The sequence below is a fragment of the Mycobacterium sp. 012931 genome, from assembly GCF_000419295.1.
Taxonomy (GTDB): Bacteria; Actinomycetota; Actinomycetes; order Mycobacteriales; family Mycobacteriaceae; genus Mycobacterium; species Mycobacterium marinum.
In genome coordinates this window covers 5,711,505-5,730,010 of the sequence record NZ_AOPX01000001.1, presented here as the reverse complement: position 1 = coordinate 5,730,010, position 18,506 = coordinate 5,711,505, and the positions used below count along the sequence as shown (strand labels likewise).

General features: G+C 62.9%; 5 protein-coding genes and 1 pseudogene. 2 read left to right on the top strand and 4 right to left on the bottom strand.

Going from position 1 to position 18,506, the window contains the following annotated elements:
• Nucleotides 1-52 precede the first annotated feature (52 nt).
• Together dnaJ and MMSP_RS25040 are read left to right on the top strand one after the other, a co-directional pair.
• Nucleotides 53-1,243 (top strand): molecular chaperone DnaJ, encoded by a 1,191-nt coding sequence (gene dnaJ / locus MMSP_RS25045; RefSeq protein WP_020788855.1) that lies wholly within the window; start codon nt 53-55, stop codon nt 1,241-1,243.
• Nucleotides 1,244-1,630: a heat shock protein transcriptional repressor HspR gene (locus MMSP_RS25040; protein WP_012392599.1), complete on the top strand. Its 387-nt coding sequence runs from the start codon at nt 1,244-1,246 to the stop codon at nt 1,628-1,630.
• Between the two features lie 27 nt (nt 1,631-1,657).
• On the opposite strand, the gene MMSP_RS29200 is transcribed toward MMSP_RS25040, so the two are convergent.
• The 4 genes and pseudogenes from MMSP_RS29200 to MMSP_RS25030 form a co-directional block, all read right to left on the bottom strand.
• Entirely contained in the window at nt 1,658-4,765 is a 3,108-nt protein-coding gene (locus MMSP_RS29200) for a hypothetical protein (RefSeq protein ID WP_235065836.1), read from the bottom strand.
• An 898-nt stretch (nt 4,766-5,663) separates the two neighbouring features.
• Nucleotides 5,664-6,880, bottom strand: a pseudogene (locus MMSP_RS30050) (PPE domain-containing protein); the annotation flags it as partial.
• 330 nt (nt 6,881-7,210) lie between these two features.
• Entirely contained in the window at nt 7,211-8,239 is a 1,029-nt protein-coding gene (locus MMSP_RS30045) for a hypothetical protein (RefSeq protein WP_369797367.1), read from the bottom strand.
• Nucleotides 8,217-17,567: a PPE family protein gene (locus tag MMSP_RS25030; protein WP_020788851.1), complete on the bottom strand. Its 9,351-nt coding sequence runs from the start codon at nt 17,565-17,567 to the stop codon at nt 8,217-8,219. Before MMSP_RS25030 ends, MMSP_RS30045 begins: the two co-directional genes overlap by 23 nt.
• Nucleotides 17,568-18,506 lie beyond the last annotated feature (939 nt).

Genomic DNA, 18,506 nt, shown 5'->3' with positions numbered 1-18,506 from the left:
AGAATCAGGACGACAACAAAAAATGGACATGAAGGTAAGGAGGTGACGCGGCATGGCCCAGCGTGAATGGGTCGAGAAGGACTTCTACAAGGAGTTGGGCGTCTCCTCCGACGCCGCACCTGAAGAGATCAAGCGGGCGGCTCGCAAGCTGCTCGCCGAGAATCATCCCGACCGCAACCCGGGGAACAAGTCGGCCGAGGACCGCTACAAGGCGGTATCCGAGGCCAAAGAGGTGCTCACGGATCCGGCCAAACGCAAGGAGTACGACGAGACTCGTCGGCTCTTTGCGGGAGGCGGATTCGGGGGCCGCCGCTTCGACACGGGTGGCTTCGGCGGCTTCACAGGGGGGGCCGCATATGGCTCCGATGGCGCCGAGTTCAACCTCAATGACTTGTTCGACGCCGCCGGCCGGTCCGGGGGCACCAACATCGGCGACTTGTTCGGCGGCCTGTTCGGACGCGGCGGCAGCGCTCGTCCGAGCCGGCCCCGCCGCGGCAACGACCTGGAGACCGAGACCGAACTGGACTTCGTGGAGGCAGCCAAAGGCGTGGCGATGCCACTGCGGCTGACCAGTCCGGCGCCGTGTACGAACTGCCACGGCAGTGGCGCGCGGCCGGGCACCAGCCCGAAGGTGTGTCCCAACTGCAACGGTGCGGGTGTGGTCAACCGCAACCAGGGCGCGTTCGGTTTCTCCGAACCTTGCACCGATTGCCGGGGAAGCGGCTCGATCATCGAGCACCCCTGCGACGAGTGCAAAGGCACCGGCGTCACGACCCGCACCCGCACCATCAATGTCCGGATTCCACCCGGCGTGGAGGACGGGCAGCGGATCAGGTTGGCCGGGCAGGGCGAGGCCGGGTTGCGCGGTGCACCGTCGGGAGATCTCTATGTCACCGTGCACGTGCGGCCGCACCAGGTCTTCGGCCGTGACGGCGAAGACCTCACCGTCACGGTTCCGGTCAGCTTCACCGAACTAGCTTTGGGCTCAACGCTTTCGGTGCCAACGCTGGACGGCAGCGTCGGTGTCAAGGTGCCGCAGGGCACCGCCGACGGGCGCATCCTGCGGGTTCGCGGCCGTGGCGTGCCCAAACGCAGCGGAGGTAGCGGCGACCTGCTCGTCACGGTCAAGGTGGCCGTCCCGCCGAATTTGGAAGGGGCTGCCAAGGAGGCGCTGGAAGCCTACGCGGCGGCCGAGCGGTCCAGTGGGTTCGATCCCAGGGCCGGTTGGGCAGGTAATCGCTAGATGGCTAAGAACTCGAGAGAAGGGGAAGCCCGAACGTTTCTGATTTCGGTGGCGGCGGAGCTGGCCGGAATGCACGCGCAGACGCTGCGCACCTATGACAGGCTTGGTCTGGTCAGCCCGCGCCGGACATCCGGTGGCGGGCGCCGCTATTCGGAACATGACGTCAATCTGCTGCGTCAGGTTCAGCAGCTCTCTCAGGAAGAGGGGGTCAACCTCGCGGGCATCAAGCGCATCATCGAGCTGACCAACCAGGTCGAGGCGCTGCAGTCGAGGTTGCAGGAAATGGCCGACGAGCTCGAGACGATGCGGGCAAAGCAGCGCCGCGAGGTGGCGCTGGTGCCCAAGAGCACGGCGCTGGTCGTGTGGCAGCCGCGCCGGCCCCGCTGAGCCGGCTTTCCGCCACACCCCGCCGGGCTACGGCCCGGTGCCGGTATTGAAGAACCCGGAGAGGTTGGATCCGGTGTTGAAGAAGCCCGAGATGTAAGCTTCGGCGTCTTTGACCTTGCTGGTGTTGAAGAAGCCCGAGACGGTGTTGCCCACGTTCACCAGGCCCGATTGCAGCTCGCCGAAGTTGTAGACGCCCGAGGTCTGGCTGCTTCCGGAGCCGAACGGATCCATGCCGCCGTTGAGGAAACCCGAGTCGTAGCCGCCGATGTTGCCAAGCCCCGACGTGAAGCCCTTACCGGAGTTGAAGAATCCCGACGAGTCGTTGTTGGTGAAGTTGAAGAAGCCCGGCGCCGGGTCCATGTCGACCGCGATGTTCAGTGGCCCGCCATCGAAATTGATGGTGGTATTGAGAGCCGGGGGACCCACCGTGAAGTTCTGGCTGGACCCGCCGATCTGGATGCTCGGGATCGTGATCGCGGGGATGTCGAAGGAATACTTGAACGGGTAGTTGAACTTGATTCCGAGGACCTTGTACGAGTAGCCGTACTTTCCGGAGATGGTGAACGCTGAAATGTCGAAGCTGTGGATGGTCGTTCCACCGACGTCGAGGCTGATCGGTGTCTGGAAGTTGGCATAAATATCCAGGTCCACGGGCAGAGTCGGGATATTGAGCGTGTAGTTGAAGCCCAGCTGGCCTAGCTCGTCGCCCCTGAGTAAGAAGCCGTTGTTCATGCTGCCGGAGTTGAAACCACCGGTGTTGATATCGCCGAGGTTGGCAATTCCGGTGTTGGTGTCGCCCACATTGAAGTAGCCGGTATTGCCGACACCGGTGTTGAACGAGCCGGTGTTGATGTCGCCGGCGTTGAGGTTGCCGGTGTTGTAGCTGCCCGCGTTGGCCACGCCGGTATTGGCGATGCCGGAGTTGAACATGCCCGTGTTCGCGGCGCCGGTGTTCCCGACGCCGGTGTTGTAGTTGCCCGAATTTCCGATGCCCCAGTTTCCGGTGCCCGAGTTGCCGATGCCGACGTTGCCGGTGCCGGAGTTGAACAAGCCGACATTGTCGGTGCCGCTGTTGAGGGCTTCGAAACCGCGCAAGCCGTCGCCGTTTAACCCGATTCCGATGTTGCCGTCACCGGTGTTGCCGAAGCCGATGTTGCCGTCGCCGGTGTTGCCGAAGCCGAAGTTGTTGCTGCCGGTGTTGCCGAAGCCGATGTTGTGGTTGCCGTTGGCCAGCGAGACGCCGGAGTTGCCGAAGCCGAAGTTATTGCTGCCCAGGTTCCCGAAGCCGAAGTTGGTGCTGCCGAGGTTTCCGGCGCCGAAGTTGAGGTCGCCGATGTTTGCGCCACCGAAGTTGATGCCGCCGACGTTTGCGGTGCCCACGTGGTAGTCGCCGACGTTGGCGGCACCGAGGTTCAGGACGCCCAGGTTGGCGAAGCCCACGTTGAGGGTGGTGCCGCCCGCGGAGTCCCGGAACAACCCGGCAAGGTTGGCGCCGGCATTTCCGACGCCGGAGACGTAGGCCGCCGTCGCGGTGTCCAGGCTGCTGGTGTTGAACAGGCCCGAGACGCTGTTGCCGTAGTTGGCCAGGCCGGATTGCACCGCGCCCAGGTTTCCGTAGCCCGATACGTCGGTGCCGGAGTTGAAGAAGCCCGATCCGCTGCCAGCACCGTTGTTGAAGAAGCCCGAAGAGTAGCTGGTGGTCGTGTTTCCGAAGCCCGGCGCGGCGGCGATGTCGAACAGTGGGACGCCGACCAAGCCCTGGTAGTCGCCCCTTGCCAGGATGCCGTTGCTGTAGTTGCCGGAGATGAAGATGCCGGTGTCGACATCGCCCGTGTTGGCCCAACCGGTGTCGTAGTTACCCGAGTTGAAGCCGCCGGTGTTGTAGCTGCCCGAATTCGCGTTGCCGGTGTTGGCGTCGCCGGCGTTGAAGGTTCCGGTGTTGAAGTCTCCGGCGTTGCCGATGCCCGTGTTGACGATGCCCGCGTTGAACACGCCGGTGTCGTAGTTGCCCGAGTTGAACAGCCCGGCGTTGCCGATGCCCGAGTTCCCGATGCCGATGTTGTCGCTGCCCGAGTTGAACAGGCCGATGTTGTTGGTGCCGGAGTTGAACAGGCCGATGTTGCCGAAGCCGATGTTGCCGTCACCGGTGTTGCCGAAGCCGATGTTGTGGTTGCCGTTGGTCAACGAGGCGCCGGAGTTGCCGAAGCCGAAGTTGTTGTTACCGATGTTGCCGAAGCCGAAGTTGGTGTCGCCGATGTTTGCCCCGCCGATGTTGGTGCTGCCGAGGTTCCCGGGGCCGAAGTTGGTGTTACCGACGTTGCCGAGACCGAAGTTGTAGTCGCCGAGGTTGGCGCTGCCGATGTTGAAACTGCCGTCATTGGCCACACCCACGTTGAAGATTCGATCCGCAGAGTCACCGGCGAGGAAGAAGCCCGAAAGGTTGCTGCCGAAGTTTGAAACACCCGACACATTGGCCGCCGTCAGCAGGTCCAGCGCGCTCGTGTTGAACACACCGGAAACGTTGTTGCCCAGGTTTGCGATGCCGGACTCCAGCGTGCCGTAGTTCTTGAAACCGGAGTTTCCGAGACTGTCGGTGGCAAAGTTCAGGAAGCCGGAGTTGCTGCCGCCCCCGTTCCCGAAGCCCGACGCGCTACCGTCACCCGAGTTGAAGAAACCCGACGACTCGACGCTGGTCGAATTGCCGACTCCCGGGCCAGAAGGCAGGTCGAGGACGATCGCCTGGACCAGCCCCGTGTCGACAACAAAGCTGGGCGTGAACACGGACTGTGTCCCGCCCACGCCGATGTCTATCGTTGGACCGACAATCGTGATGGTCGGGAAGGTTTCCGGCCCGATGTTGCCGCTGACCACTCCGTACGCGCCGATCGGGATCTCCGGAATGGTGAAGCCCTCGATCACGGTGTTGCCGACGGTGGCGCTGATGGGGATGTCTATCGGGACGCTGAGGTTGAGGCTGGTGGTGATGGGCACCAGGCCAATCGCGTAGCTGAAGCCGCCTTGCGCCCGGTAGTCGGATCTCCACAAGATGCCGTTGTCGTAGTTGCCGCTGATCAGGGCGCCGGTGTTGACGTTGCCGACGTTTGCCAGTCCGGTGTTGTAATCGCCCAGGTTCAACCAGCCGGTGTTGTAGTCGCCCTGGTTGGCGCCGCCGGTGTTGGCCGTTGCCGGTGTTGCCGAAGCCGATGTTGTTGTCGCCGGTGTTGCCGAAGCCGATGTTGTTGAAGGCGGCCGTCAACCCGGGACCGGCGTTGCCGAAGCCGATGTTGGCGCTGCCGAGGTTTCCGCTGCCGAGGTTGTAGTCGCCGACGTTGCCGAACCCGATGTTTGCGCTGCCGAGGTTGAGGTTGCCGATGTTCGCGTTGCCGAAGTTGTAGTCGCCGATGTTTGCGCTACCGAAGTTCAGCCCGCCGTCGTTGCCGACGCCCACGTTGAAGGTGGTCGCGTCCGGGCCGTCCCGAAACACACCGGCCAGATCGCTGCCGATGTTGCCGACTCCCGATATCCGGGCCGGCTCCAGGGTCGCGAGTTCGAGCCCACTGGTGTTGTGAATGCCCGAGATCGTGTTGCCGAAGTTCAGCGCGCCCGATTCCAGATCGCCGTAATTGAGCAGCCCGGAGACGCCGAACGGGCCGGAGGTGGTGTTGAACAAGCCCGACGAGCCGCCGTCGCCCTGGTTGAAGAATCCCGACGACGGGCTCGAGCTCGTGTTCCCAAGCCCCGTGGTCGGCGGGATGTAGAGAAGTTGCAGCTGGATGGGGCTGACGTCATAGGAAAGGGACAGATCCAGCGTTGCGGGGCCCACGGTGGCATTGATCGGGGGACCGACGATCGTGATCGATGGGATGGTGATGGGGCCGATGTATCCCCCGTTGAGGAAGGTCTGCTTGGGAATGGTGGTGCCCGGGGTGGTGATGGTGGGCACGGTGGCGCTGAACGTGTTGTCCAGGGGGATGCTGACGGCGTAGTCGCCGCTGGTTCCGCCGAAGTTGATCTTGAGATCGATGCCGAGCAGCCGGTAATCGTCCTGCCAGAACAGGCCGTTGCTATAGCTGCCCGAGATGAATGCGCCGGTATCGACATCGCCGGTATTGGCCCAGCCGGTGTTGAGGTTGCCCGGGTTGAAGCCGCCGGTGTTGGTGTTTCCGGCGTTGAAGCTGCCCGTGTTGTGGTTGCCGGTGTTCGCCCAGCCGGTGTTGGCGTTGCCCGGGTTGAACACCCCGGTACTGGCCTCACCCGAGTTGCCGAAGCCCGTGTTGTAGCTGCCCGAGTTCAACACACCGAAATTGCCGGTGCCCGAGTTGAAGAAGCCGATGTTGTTGGTGCCCGAGTTGAACAGCCCGATGTTGCCGCTCCCGGAATTCAAGGAGCCGAACCCGATCTTGCCGTCACCGCTGAGCCCGATGCCGATGTTGTTGCTGCCGGTGTTGCCGAAGCCGACGTTGAAGCTGCCGGTGTTGGCGAAGCCCTGGTTGTTGCTGCCCGCGTTGCCAAAGCCCTGGTTGGCGCCGCCTAGGTTGCCCCAACCGAGGTTATAGCTGCCGAGGTTGCCGCCACCGAGGTTGCCATCACCGTTATTGCCGTTTCCGATGTTCCCGCTACCGATGTTCCCGAAGCCCAGATTGGATGTGCCGACGTTGGCCGCCCCCAGGTTCAACGGGGTCGCGGCGGCCAGGCCCAAGCTGGGCAGGCCCAGCGCGCTCACCGGGTCGGCGACCGCGGCCTGGCAAAGGGCGTCAATGCTGGGGCGGCCGCCGAGGCGCCGGCGTGGTAACCGAGCATGGCGGCGACGTCCTGGGCCCACATTTGCTCGTACTGTGCTTCGACGGCCGCGATCGCCGGCGCGGCCAGGTCCAGCACGTTCGCATTCACCAGTGCGGTCAGGACGGTGCGGTTTGCGTCGATAGCCGGCGGACTGACCGTGGCCACCAGCGCCGCTTCGAAAGAAGCCAACGCCGCCCGGACCTGACTGGCGGCCTGCTCGGCCTGGGCGCTTGCCGTGGTCAGCCACACCAGATAGGGCTGTGCGGCGCTGGCCATCGCGGTCGACGCCGGACCTTGCCAAGACCCGCCCGCCAGGCCGGAGGTCACCGCCCCGAACGCACTTGCCGCGGCGAACAACTCGGCCGCCAGCCCATCCCAGGCCGTCGCTGCCGCCAGCATCGGCCCCGGCCCAGCACCGAGGTGCATCCGGGCCGAATTGATCTCCGGCGGCAACAGCACAAAACTCATCGGAAACGCCTACTCGCCGCTACTAGGCGGATGGCGAGCTGTCTCATAACACTCCCCGCGCACACGGCAAATGCGAAAACCATTCGCATAGCAAAATGTGAAACCTATTCACAATTTCCAATGGCTACTCTCTGCTGGCCAGGCTAGCCCGATTTGTCTTGTCCGTTTTGGATTTGGATTGGTTCGGCAGGAATCGGCGGGATATTCGATGCGGCTTTGTCCGCTGCCGCACCTCGAATTGTCCGCTGGGCCAACTTGCGGCAGGCGCGGCCGATCAGGCGGTGCCGCAGGTGGATTGAGCGACGTCCCCGATCGCGGGTCCGGGTGCCGTTACGCCATCGCGTCGTTCAGGAAGCCGGAAAGCTCATGGCCGGTGTTGCCCAAGCCGGAGAAAAAGGCCTGGGCCATCAGGTTCAGAATGCTGGTGTTGTAGATGCCCGACAGCGAGTTGCCGAAGTTCGCCCAGCCTGATTCGAGCGTGCCGACGTTTTGGAGGCCGGACAGTCCCGGGCCGCCCGCGTTGAAGAATCCCGAACTCTCCAAGAAGGCGTTTCCGATCCCCGAGACGGCCCCTTGGGCGTCGTTGAGCAAGCCCGACGCGCCTCCGGCTCCGGAATTGAAGAAGCCCGACGACGGCGTGTCCGACGAGTTGAAGAATCCAGGGCTCTGCTGCCAGTTGAAGCCGAAGGTGGCGGGGCCGACGGTGCCCGCGTCGGAGAAGTCGATGGTGTCCGTGATGGCCGTGTTTATCGGGCTTTGCGGGTTGATCACACTGGGATCGATGACGAACGGCCCGACGTGTTCGGTGGTAATCGGAACGGTGACCGATACGTGCAGCACACAGCCGACGAACGGAACATAGATCAGGCAGATCGTGGTCTCCAGACTGATTGGTATCTCGAATTCGGCGATGGTGAACATGTCCTGGGTGATGGTGTTGATCGCGCCGGTAATCGGTATGTCGATGTCGGAGTGCACCCAGGGCTCCGGCGTTCCCTGGGAGTGCACCCCGATATTCCACGGGATCGCTGGAACGGTGGACTCGTAGGTGAAGCCGAGCAGGCCCTGGTAATCGCCGCGCCACAGCAACCCGTTGCTGTAATTGCCCGAGATGAACGCGCCGGTGTTGACGTTGCCGGAGTTGGCCAGGCCGGTGTTGGAATTGCCCTCGTTGAAGTAGCCGGTGTTGTAGTTGCCCGGATTGAAGCCGCCGGTGTTGTAGTCGCCCGGGTTGAAACTGCCGGTGTTGAAGTCGCCGCTGTTGTAGCAGCCGGTGTTGTAGTTGCCCGCGTTGCCGATGCCGGTGTTGACCATGCCGGAGTTGAAGAACCCGGTGTTAGTTGTGCCGGTGTTGCCGATGCCGGTGTTGTAGCTGCCGGAGTTGCCGATGCCCCCAGTTGCCGGTGCCGGAATTTCCGAAGCCGATGTTGTTGGTGCCGGAGTTGAACAAGCCGATGTTGCCGCTGCCCGAGTTCCAGCCCCCGAATCCGGTCATAGTGTCACCGGCGAGTCCGATCCCGATGTTTCCGTCGCCGGTGTTAGCGAAGCCGAGGTTGCCGTTGCCGGGGTTGCCGAACCCGATGTTGTAGCTTCCGGTGTTGCCGAACCCGATGTTGCCGATGGCGTCCGACAGCGCCGGGCCGGTGTTGGCGAAGCCGAAGTTGTAGCTGCCGATGTTGGCGCTGCCGAGGTTGAAGCCGCCGAGATTGGCGCTGCCGAGGTTGGCGCTGCCGAGGTTGCCGAAGCCGAAGTTGGAATCGCCGATGTTGGCGTTTCCGAGGTTGTAGCTGCCGATGTTGGCGCTGCCCACGTTCCAGAATCCGGGGTTTGCGATGCCGAAGCTGAAGGTCGTTGCGTCCGGCCCATTGCGGTACCAGCCGGCCAGGTCGGTGCCGATGTTTTGGAATCCGGAGAGGTTGGCCGGCGTTGCGCCACCGGTGTTGAGGAAACCGGAGATGGCGTTGCCGAGGTTGGCCAGGCCGGATTGCTGCGACCCGATGTTTTGGAAGCCGGAGTTGCCCAGGGCGGCGGTGGCGACGTTCCAGATGCCCGAGTTGTTGGCACCCACGTTGGCGAAGTCGGACGCGCTTCCGTCGCCCAGGTTGAAGAAGCCCGACGACGGGCCGGTGGTCGCGTTGAAGAAGCCGGCGGCCGGTTTGATGTCGATGAGCGGAATCTGGCCGGGGCAGAAGTTGAAGTAGCCACCGACGTGAACGACGGTGGAACCATCGGGATTACCGAGATTGAGCTGCAACGCCGGTTGGGTGCCGAAGTCGATGACGATGGGTGTGTTCAACGGGGCCGACGCGTCGCCACCGTGGATGGTGATGGGGCCGATCGGTGCGATGACCGTGCCACTGATGATGGCGAGGTCGACCTTGCCCGTGGCGGGCACTTTCGGGAAGGTCACGGCCGGGATCGAGATGTCGGTGATGGTGCCGGTGATAGGGATGTTGACCGGGGCATCGATGGTCATGAATGCCGGAATCCTGTTGACCGTGATGGCGTAGTGGGCGGACAGCTGCCCCATGCTGTCGGCCCGCCAGAAGACGCCGTTGGCCATGTTGCCGGTGATGAAGGCGCCGGTGTCGAAGTTGCCGATGTTTGCCAGGCCGGTGTTGTAGTCACCGGTGTTGTAGAAGCCGGTGTTGTAGTCGCCGGGGTTGGCGATGCCGGTGTTGAAGACGCCGATGTTGAACAAGCCGGTGTTGAAATTGCCGGGGTTGGCGATGCCGGTGTTGAAGGAACCGGAGTTGAACAAGCCGGTGTTGTAGCTGCCCGTGTTGCCGATGCCGCTGTTGTGGCTGCCGGAGTTTCCGATGCCCCAGTTGCTGGTGCCGGAGTTGCCGATGCCGACATTGCCGGTGCCGGAGTTGAAGAGGCCGACGTTGAAGCTGCCCGAGTTCAGGCCGCCGATGCCCACCAGGTTGTCACCCTGCAGACCGATGCCGATGCCGCCGGTACCCATGTTCCCGATGCCGACGTTGCCGGTGCCGGAGTTGAAGAAGCCGACGTTGCCGGTGCCGGAGTTGAACATGCCGGCATTCGAGATCCCGGAGTTGAAGAAGCCGGTGTTGCCGGCACCCGAACTCAGCGACCCGAACCCGACTCGGCCGTCGCCGGTGAGCCCGATGCCGACGTTGTTGTCCCCGGTGTTGAACAGCCCGATGTTGTTGCTTCCGGTGTTCGACCAGCCCTGGTTGTCGTTGCCGGCGTTGGCCAGTCCCGTGTTGAAGTCGCCCAGGTTGAACAGGCCCGCGTTGCCGACGCCGTCATTGAGCGGGCCGAACCCGATCTGGCCGTCGCCGCTGAGCCCGATGCCGATGTTGCCGTTGCCGGTGTTGCCGAAGCCGAGGTTGCCATTGCCGGTGTTGCCGAACCCGATGTTGGTGTCGCCGACGTTGCCGAAGCCGATGTTGTTGAACGCCTCCGTCAAGCCCGCTCCGGCGTTTCCGAACCCGATATTGCCGCTGCCGATGTTCCCGCTGCCGAGGTTGTCGGCGCCGACGTTTCCGAATCCGACATTGAAGCTGCCGATGTTTGCGCTGCCCACGTTGAAGTCGCCGACGTTTCCGCTGCCCAGGTTCAGCTGGCCCAAATCGCCCAGGCCCGCGTTGAAGATCGTGCCGGCCGAGTCGCGCAGCACCCCCGATAGCTCCGTGCCGATGTTGAAGAGGCCCGAGAGGTTGGCCGCGGTCGGAAGATCCGCCGTGCTGCTGTTGTACCAGCCCGAGACGGTGTTGCCCAGGTTCGCCCAGCCGGAGAGTTGTTGGCCGTAGTTCTGCAAGCCGGAACTGCCGATGTCGCCGAAGCCGGTGTTCCAGAAGCCCGAATTGTTTGCGCCGACGTTTCCGAAGCCCGAGGCGGTTCCGGTGCCGGAGTTGAAGAAGCCCGACGACGGGGCCGAGGTCGAGTTTCCGAACCCGGGCGCCGCGGGGATGTCGAGCAAGACGATGCTGATGGGTCCTAAGCCGCTGCGAATCGCGATGGGGATCGAGCTGGAACCGTCGGGGTTGCCGATGTTGATATCGATGACCGGCAGAATGCCCTTGATGGTCGGGATGGTGATCGGCCCGATTTTGAAATCGGTGATCGACAGGGCGTCGATCGTGATGGTGGGAATCGTGAAGCCGTTGAGGGCCAGGCTGCCGAGATCGAGGTAGATCGGGATGTCGACCGGGATGTTCAAATCGAAGTTGAGCACCGGGAATTCGGGAATGAAGATCTCGTAGTGGGCGCCCACTAGCCCTTGGTAGTCCCCGCGCCAGAACATGCCGTTGCTGTAGTTGCCGGAGATGAATGCGCCGGTGTTGACGTCGCCCGTGTTCGCCAGGCCGGTGTTGTAGTCGCCGGTGTTGAAGAAACCGGTGTTGTAGTTGCCTGCGTTCGCCAGGCCGGTGTTGTAGTCGCCGGTGTTGAAAAAGCCGGTGTTGTAGTCGGTGGGGTTGGCCAGGCCGGTGTTGGTGTGGTCGGCGTTGTACAGACCCGTGTTGTAGTCGCCTGCGTTTGCGATGCCGGTGTTGCCGGTGCCCGGGTTCCACAGGCCCCAGTTCGTGCTGCCCGAGTTGGCGATGCCGGAATTGGCGGTCCCGGAGTTGCCGATGCCCCAGTTTGCGGTGCCGGAGTTGAAGATGCCGGTGTTGCCGGTGCCCGAGTTGAAGATTCCGGTGTTGTTGGTGCCCGAGTTGAACAGGCCGGCATTTCCGGTGCCGGAGTTCAGCCCGCCGGCGAAGTTGATACCTACCTGGTTGTCGCCGGTGAGCCCGATGCCGATGTTGTTGTTGCCAGTGTTGCCGATGCCGATGTTGTGGTCGCCGGTGTTGGCAAAGCCCTGGTTGAGACTGCCCGCGTTCCCGAAGCCGACGTTGTAGTCGCCCAGGTTTGCCAGGCCGACGTTGTAGTCGCCCAGGTTTCCCAGCCCGAAGTTGTATGTCCCGTGGTTACCGGAGAGGAAGTTGAAGCTCCCGATATTGCCGCTGCCGAAGTTGTTGGCACCGACATTGCCGAAACCGGCGTTGTTGCTGCCGATGTTTCCGTCGCCGATGTTTCCGTTGCCGAGGTTGGCGATGCCCAGGTTGCCGATTGGGTTGTCATTGAAGAACCCTGCGATGTTGGTGCCGATGTTGGCGGCGCCGGAGATGTCGGCCGGTATCGATACGCCCAGGGAGCTCGTGTTGAAAAAGCCCGAGACGCTGTTGCCCAGGTTGGACATGCCCGACACCAGATCGCCGAGGTTCTGGTAGCCCGATATTCCGGAGCTGCCCGAAGCGAGGTTGAAGAACCCGGAATTGTTGCCGCCTGTGTTACCGAACCCGGAGGCGGTGCCGCTGCCGGTGTTGAAGAAGCCCGAGGACGCAGTTGTCGTGGAGTTACCGAAACCGGGGGCGGCCGCAATGTCGATGATCGGGATCTTGATCGGCAGCAGGCCGCCGGTGCCGACGATGTGGATCAACGGTTCCGGTCCGGTACCGATGTTGATGTCAATTGCGGGTAGGCCCAGCTCGAGGTTGGGGAACTTGATCGCGCTGACATGGACGGCCTTGAACCCGATGCCGACGATGTCCAATTCGACGGTGGACGCCGGGATGGTGAATCCGTCGACGGTGAAGACCCCGAGTGTGCCGGTGATGGGGATGTCGAGGTAGACCGGCACATCCAGGTTCAGTGGGATGGCGGTGTCGGGAATGGTGATCGCGTAATCGATGCCCCACAGGCCCTGATAGTCGCCCCGCCACAACAAGCCGTTGCTGTAGTTGCCCGAGATGAATGCGCCGGTGTTGACGTCGCCGGAGTTGGCAAAACCAGTGTTGTAGTTGCCGCTGTTGAGGTAGCCGGTGTTGTAGTCGCCCGGGTTGAGACCGGCCGTGTTGAAGCTTCCGGTGTTGAAGCTTCCGGTGTTGAAGCTTCCGGTGTTGTAGTTGCCCGGGTTGCCGATTCCGGTGTTGACGTTGCCCGCATTCCACAATCCGGTGTTGATCTGACCCGAGTTGAAGACGCCCGTATTGGTGACGCCGGTGTTGCCGATGCCCCAGTTTGCGTTGCCGGAGTTGAACAGTCCGGTGTTGCCGGTGCCGGAGTTCAGGCCGCCACCAAAATTGAAGCCCTGCTGGTTGTCGCCGGTGAGCCCGATACCGATGTTGTTGTTGCCGCTGTTGGCAAGGCCCTGATTGAAGCCGCCCGCGTTGCCGAATCCGACGTTGTAGTCGCCGAGGTTGGACGAGCCGATGTTGTAGCCACCCAGGTTCGCCGAGCCGACGTTGAAGTTGCCGAGGTTGGCCAAGCCGAGATTGTTGAATCCACTGTTGCCAAGGCCCAGGTTCTCGTCGCCAAGGTTGGCGAAGCCGAGATTGAAGTCGCCGGTGTTGCCGAAGCCCACGTTGGCCTGGCCGATGTCGGCCAGTCCCAAACTGAAGGTTGACATTCCAGACGCCTGGTCGACGAGGATGCCCGTGAGGGTGGTGCCGATGTTCGACACGCCCGAGACATTGGCGGGTGTCCCGATGCCGGTATTGAACAGGCCGGAGACGGTGTCGCCGATGTTCAGCAGACCCGATTGCAGCGAGCCGACGTTCTTGAAGCCCGATACTGCCGAGGTCCCGAAGTTCTGGAAGCCGGAGATGTCGCCGCCGAAATTCGCGATCCCCGATACCGTTCCGGTGCCGCCGTTGAAGAAACCCGATGACGGGCTGCTGGTGGAGTTGAACAAGCCGGTGACCGCCGGGATGTCGAATATGGTCCAGTCGACGGGGCCGAGACTGGCCGTGGCGGGGATCGACACCACCGTCGTCCCCTTGGGGTCGCCGATGTTGAACGAAATCGCCGGACCGGTGGCCGTGATCGGGGCAAGGGTGACGGAGTCGATCGTTCCGGTCAAGACAGGTAGCGGCCCAATCGCGACGGTAAAACCGAAGTTGATGTCCTCCATCGTTATTCCGCTGTACAGCGTGTTGGTGAAGTTGGCGGTGAGCGGGATGTTGATGGGGGCGCTGGCGTTGACATGCGCTGGAATCTCCGGAACATGGATGACATAGCTGGCGCTCACCTGGCCCTGCTGGTCGCCGCGCCAGGCGAAGCCGTTGCCCATGTCACCACTGATCAGCAGGCCGGTATCGATGTTGCTAGCGTTGGCAAAGCCGGTGCTGTAGTTGCCCGTGTTGTACCAGCCCGTGTTGTAGTCGCCGCGGTTGGCGGCGCCGGTGTTGACGTCACCCGTGTTGAGCCAGCCGGTGTTGTAGTCACCCACATCGGCGATACCGGTGTTGACCATCCCGGTGTTGAACAGGCCCGTATTGGTGCTGCCGGCATTGCCGAATCCGGTGTTGAGGCTGCCGCTGTTGCCGATGCCCCAGTTTCCGGTTCCGGAGTTTCCGATACCGACGTTGTTGGTGCCCGAGTTGAACAACCCGATGTTGCCGCTACCCGAGTTCAACCCGCCGGCGAAATTCACGCCCCGCTGGCCAGCACCGGTAAGGCCGATGCCGATGTTGTTGTTGCCGGTGTTGCCGAAGCCGATGTTGTTGTCGCTGGTGTTGCCGAAGCCGATGTTGTTGAACGCGTCCGTCAGCCGCGCTCCGGCGTTTCCGAACCCGATGTTGCCGCTGCCGATGTTCCCGCTGCCGAGGTTGTCGGAGCCGACGTTGCCGAATCCGAAGTTCGCGCTACCGATGTTTGCGCTGCCCACATTGAAGTCGCCGACGTTTCCGCTGCCCACGTTGAGGTGGCCCAGGTCGGCAAGGCCCAGATTCAAGATTGTTCCGTTGGCGTCGCGAAGCACACCCGCCAGGTCGGTGCCGACGTTGAATAGACCCGAAAGATTGGCTGGTGCAGCGAGGTTCGCCGTACTGGTGTTGTAGAAGCCCGACAGCGTGTTGCCCAGGTTCGCCCAGCCTGATGCCAGCGAGCCGAAGTTTTGCACGCCCGAGTTTCCGGCCGCCGCCACCCCGCTGTTCCACAGGCCCGAACTGGCGGCGCCAAAGTTGGCGAAGCCGGAGTCGCCTCCGGTGCCGGCGTTGAAAAAGCCTGACGACGGGCCGGCGGTGGTGTTTCCGAAGCCGGGCGCTGCCGGGATGTCCAGGAAGGTGATCGCGCGGCTTTCGACGGCGCCGACGATACTGATCGGTATGTTCGTGCTCGGTCCACCGAGGGCGATTGTCACGGTGGGAATCGTCAGGGTGGAGGCGCCGAGGTTGATCGGTCCCAGGAAGAACAGGCCGCCCAGATAGTAGGTCCTGGGGAAGACCGATCCAGCCTCGCTGACTTGTATCGTGTTGCCGCCCAGCGTGTATACCTGATTCACCGGCACGATCGACTGCACATCGATGGGAATGTGCGGAGTGGTGACCGATAGGTTGATCGCGATCTGACCTTGGTTGTCGCTGGTCACGAAGAAGCCGTTGTTGTAGTTCCCGGTGTCGAAGAAGCCGGTGTTGACGTTCCCGGGGTTGTAGGAGCCCGTGTTGGTGTCACCGGGGTTGAAGTTGCCCGTGTTCGCACTACCCGCATCGAAGCTGCCGGTGTTGGTGCTGCCCACGTTGAAGCCACCGGTGTTGTAGCTGCCGTTGTTGTAGAAGCCGGTGTTGGCCGCTCCGACGTTGTGCAGGCCCGTGTTGTACTGGCCGGCGTTACCGATACCGGTGTTCGCGGTGCCGGGATTCTCCAGGCCCCAGTTCGCAACGCCCGCATTGAGCAGGCCCGTGTTCCCGCTGCCCGAATTTCCGATCCCGATGTTTCCGCTGCCCGAGTTGAACAGGCCGACGTTGTCGGTTCCCGAGTTGAACAAGCCCGCGTTGCCGATGCCGGAGTTCAGTGCGCCGATTCCGATCTGGCCGTCACCGGTCAGTCCGATGCCGATGTTCCCGTTGCCGGTGTTGGCGAACCCGGTGTTGTTGCTGCCGGTGTTGGCCAGACCTTGGTTGTAGCTGCCGGCGTTGCCGAAGCCGGTGTTGTAGTCACCGAGGTTTCCGAATCCGACGTTGTAGCTACCGAGGCTTGCCGAACCGATGTTGTAACTGCCGATATTGGCCGAGCCGAGGTTGAGGCTGCCGATGTTGCCGCTGCCGAAGATGTTGTAACTGCCGGCATTGCCGCTGCCGAAGATGTTGTAGTCGCCGACGTTGCCGTTTCCGCCGATGTTGTAGTTGCCAACGTTGGCATGGGCCAATATGTTTCCGACGCCGTCGTTGGCGAAGCCGATGTTGAACAGTGTTGGGCCAAGCAGGAATCCGGCTAGGCTGCTACCGGTGTTCAAGACACCGGAGATGTAGGCCGGCGTCGTTATGGGCACCAGGCTCGAGTTGAGCAAACCGGATATGGTGTTGCCCGAGTTCACCAGACCTGACTGCAGCACGCCGGTGTTGGCGAAACCCGAGTTGCCGACGGGCCCCGAGGAATCGTTGAAGAAGCCAGAGTTGTTGGCGCCGGAGTTGAAGAACCCTGAGGCGCTACCTTCGCCACTGTTGAAGAAACCCGAGGAGGGGACGGTGGTCGAGTTCCCAAAACCGGGCTCTCCGAAGATCAGACCCTGGTTGTCGCCGCGCCAGAGGAAGCCGTTGTTGTAGTCGCCGGTGTTCAGGGCGCCGGTGTTGACATTGCCGAAGTTCGCAACGCCGGTGTTGTAGTCGCCGCGATTCAGGTAACCCGTGTTGTAGCTACCCGTGTTGAAACCGCCGGTGTTGGCATCGCCAGGGTTGAAGCCACCGGTGTTGTAGCTGCCCACGTTGCCGATGCCGGTGTTGGCGACGCCGGCATTGAAGAAGCCGGTGTTGGCGTCACCCGAGTTGCCGATGCCGGTGTTGTAGCTGTTGCCGGAGTTCCCGATTCCCCAGTTGCCGGTTCCCGAGTTCCCAATACCGAAATTGCCGGTGCCCGAGTTGAACAACCCGATGTTGCCGCTGCCCGAGTTCAGGCCGCCGAACCCGAATCGGCCGGTGCCGGTGAGTCCGATGCCGCGGTTGTTGTCGCCGGTGTTGCCGAAGCCGATGTTGTTGAGGGCCGCTGTCAGTGCGGGCCCCGAGTTTCCGAAACCAATTTTGCCGCTGCCGATGTTGGAGCTGCCGACATTTTCCGAGCCGAGGTTTCCCGAGCCGAGGTTGTAGTCGCCGACATTTCCATTACCGAAGTTGCGGAAGCCGACGTTTGCAAAGCCCAGGTTGGCGGTGACGACCGACCCGGCGGCCTGCAGCGGGAATGGTGTCAACGCCGCGGCGATCGATTCCGCTCCGGAACGGTAGCCAAACATCGCGGCAACGTCTTGGGCCCACATCTGCTCATAGGCGGCCTCAGCGGCGGCGATCGCGGGGGCATTCTGCCCCAATAGGTTAGAGACCACCAGGGATACGAATTGGGAGCGGTTGGCGGAGATCGCGGCTGGGTGCACCGTCGCGGCCAGCGCCGCCTCGAATGCGGCCGCAGCCAATCGGACTTGCGTCGCGGCTTGCCCGGCCTGAGCTGCCGCGGTCGTCAGCCACTTCAGGTACGGCGCCGCCGCACTCGCCATCGCTGCCGACGCCGCACCCTGCCAGCCGCCGCTCACCAGATCGGTGGTTACCGACGAGAACGCCGAGGCGGCCGAGCCCAGCTCACCAGCCAGACCCTGCCAGGCATTGGCCGCCTCCAGCATCGGTCCCAGCCCGGCGCCGATGGTCAAGCGCGCCGAGTTGATCTCCGGCGGCAGCACCGCGAAATTCATCACCCGTCCCTAACTCAGATCCTTAACTCGAACCGTTTGACCGGTACGTGCAGTGGCGCTACGGCATCCGCACGACCTCCCTGAGTCCGGTGCCGACAGCAGCAAGATTATTCAGTTGCGCACGGCGAAAAAGCCACTGATTTGCTCAAAAAAATCTGGGTTTCTTAATCCCGCCGGATTCGACTCGGAGTGCCGTCGGCATGCTCCAGGGTTTGGGGCAAACACGCGACGTTGACATGCGCGTTGTGCGCACCTATCGCCGAGCGAAATTCATCCAGGTATAAATGAAACTGTCAAAAATGTCGTCGAACGAGGCAAATTCGAGCACCGCAAGTGTGAACGGCTTTCGGTGTTGGCTACGGGCCTGGCGCGCGCGGGCCCGCCATCGTTGCGCGTGAGGTTCATGCCCCAGCAACCAGCGGCACCGCGCGGGCTCGAACGAGGGCGCGTTGTGCGCCAAGTCGCCCCAGGCCGGCGAACGGACCGCCATTGCGTCGGCGATGGGGATGCTCCCGGTCGGTCGTGCGGGTGGAGGTAGCCGCGTCATTCAAGCGACTGGATCAGCCAAAATATTCATCAGTGTCGGCGCCGAATGGTGCAGTGCCCCATGGCTCCAGGGTGCCGGTACTCGAAGCTGGTTCTAGAACAATGCTCTAATCGGTAGGTGTTGGGCGCGCTGTGCCACGCGACCGTGGGCGGTCCGCGCACCCCCGCGTGACGGTTCGTGTCGGGTGGTCGCAGGTATCGCCTGGCCAGGTGATCTGGCCGCTGACGACGGCGCCTGCATCGGTCCCGTCACGCGCATTGTCAGGGCTCGGAAATGTTGGAGATCGGGCCGCCCGCCGAGCGCGGCGGATTGGGGAGTGTGGTGCGGCCAGCCCCAGGGCTCCGGCGTTCCCTGCGGCCAGCCCGAATCGAGGGGGCCGAATTCTGCGCGGC

Coding starts and splice junctions, on each gene's coding strand:
- dnaJ (WP_020788855.1), top strand. CDS start 53: ATGGCCCAGCGTGAATGGGTCGAGAAGGACTTCTACAAGGAGTTGGGC.
- MMSP_RS25040 (WP_012392599.1), top strand. CDS start 1,244: ATGGCTAAGAACTCGAGAGAAGGGGAAGCCCGAACGTTTCTGATTTCG.
- MMSP_RS25030 (WP_020788851.1), bottom strand. CDS start 17,567: ATGAATTTCGCGGTGCTGCCGCCGGAGATCAACTCGGCGCGCTTGACC.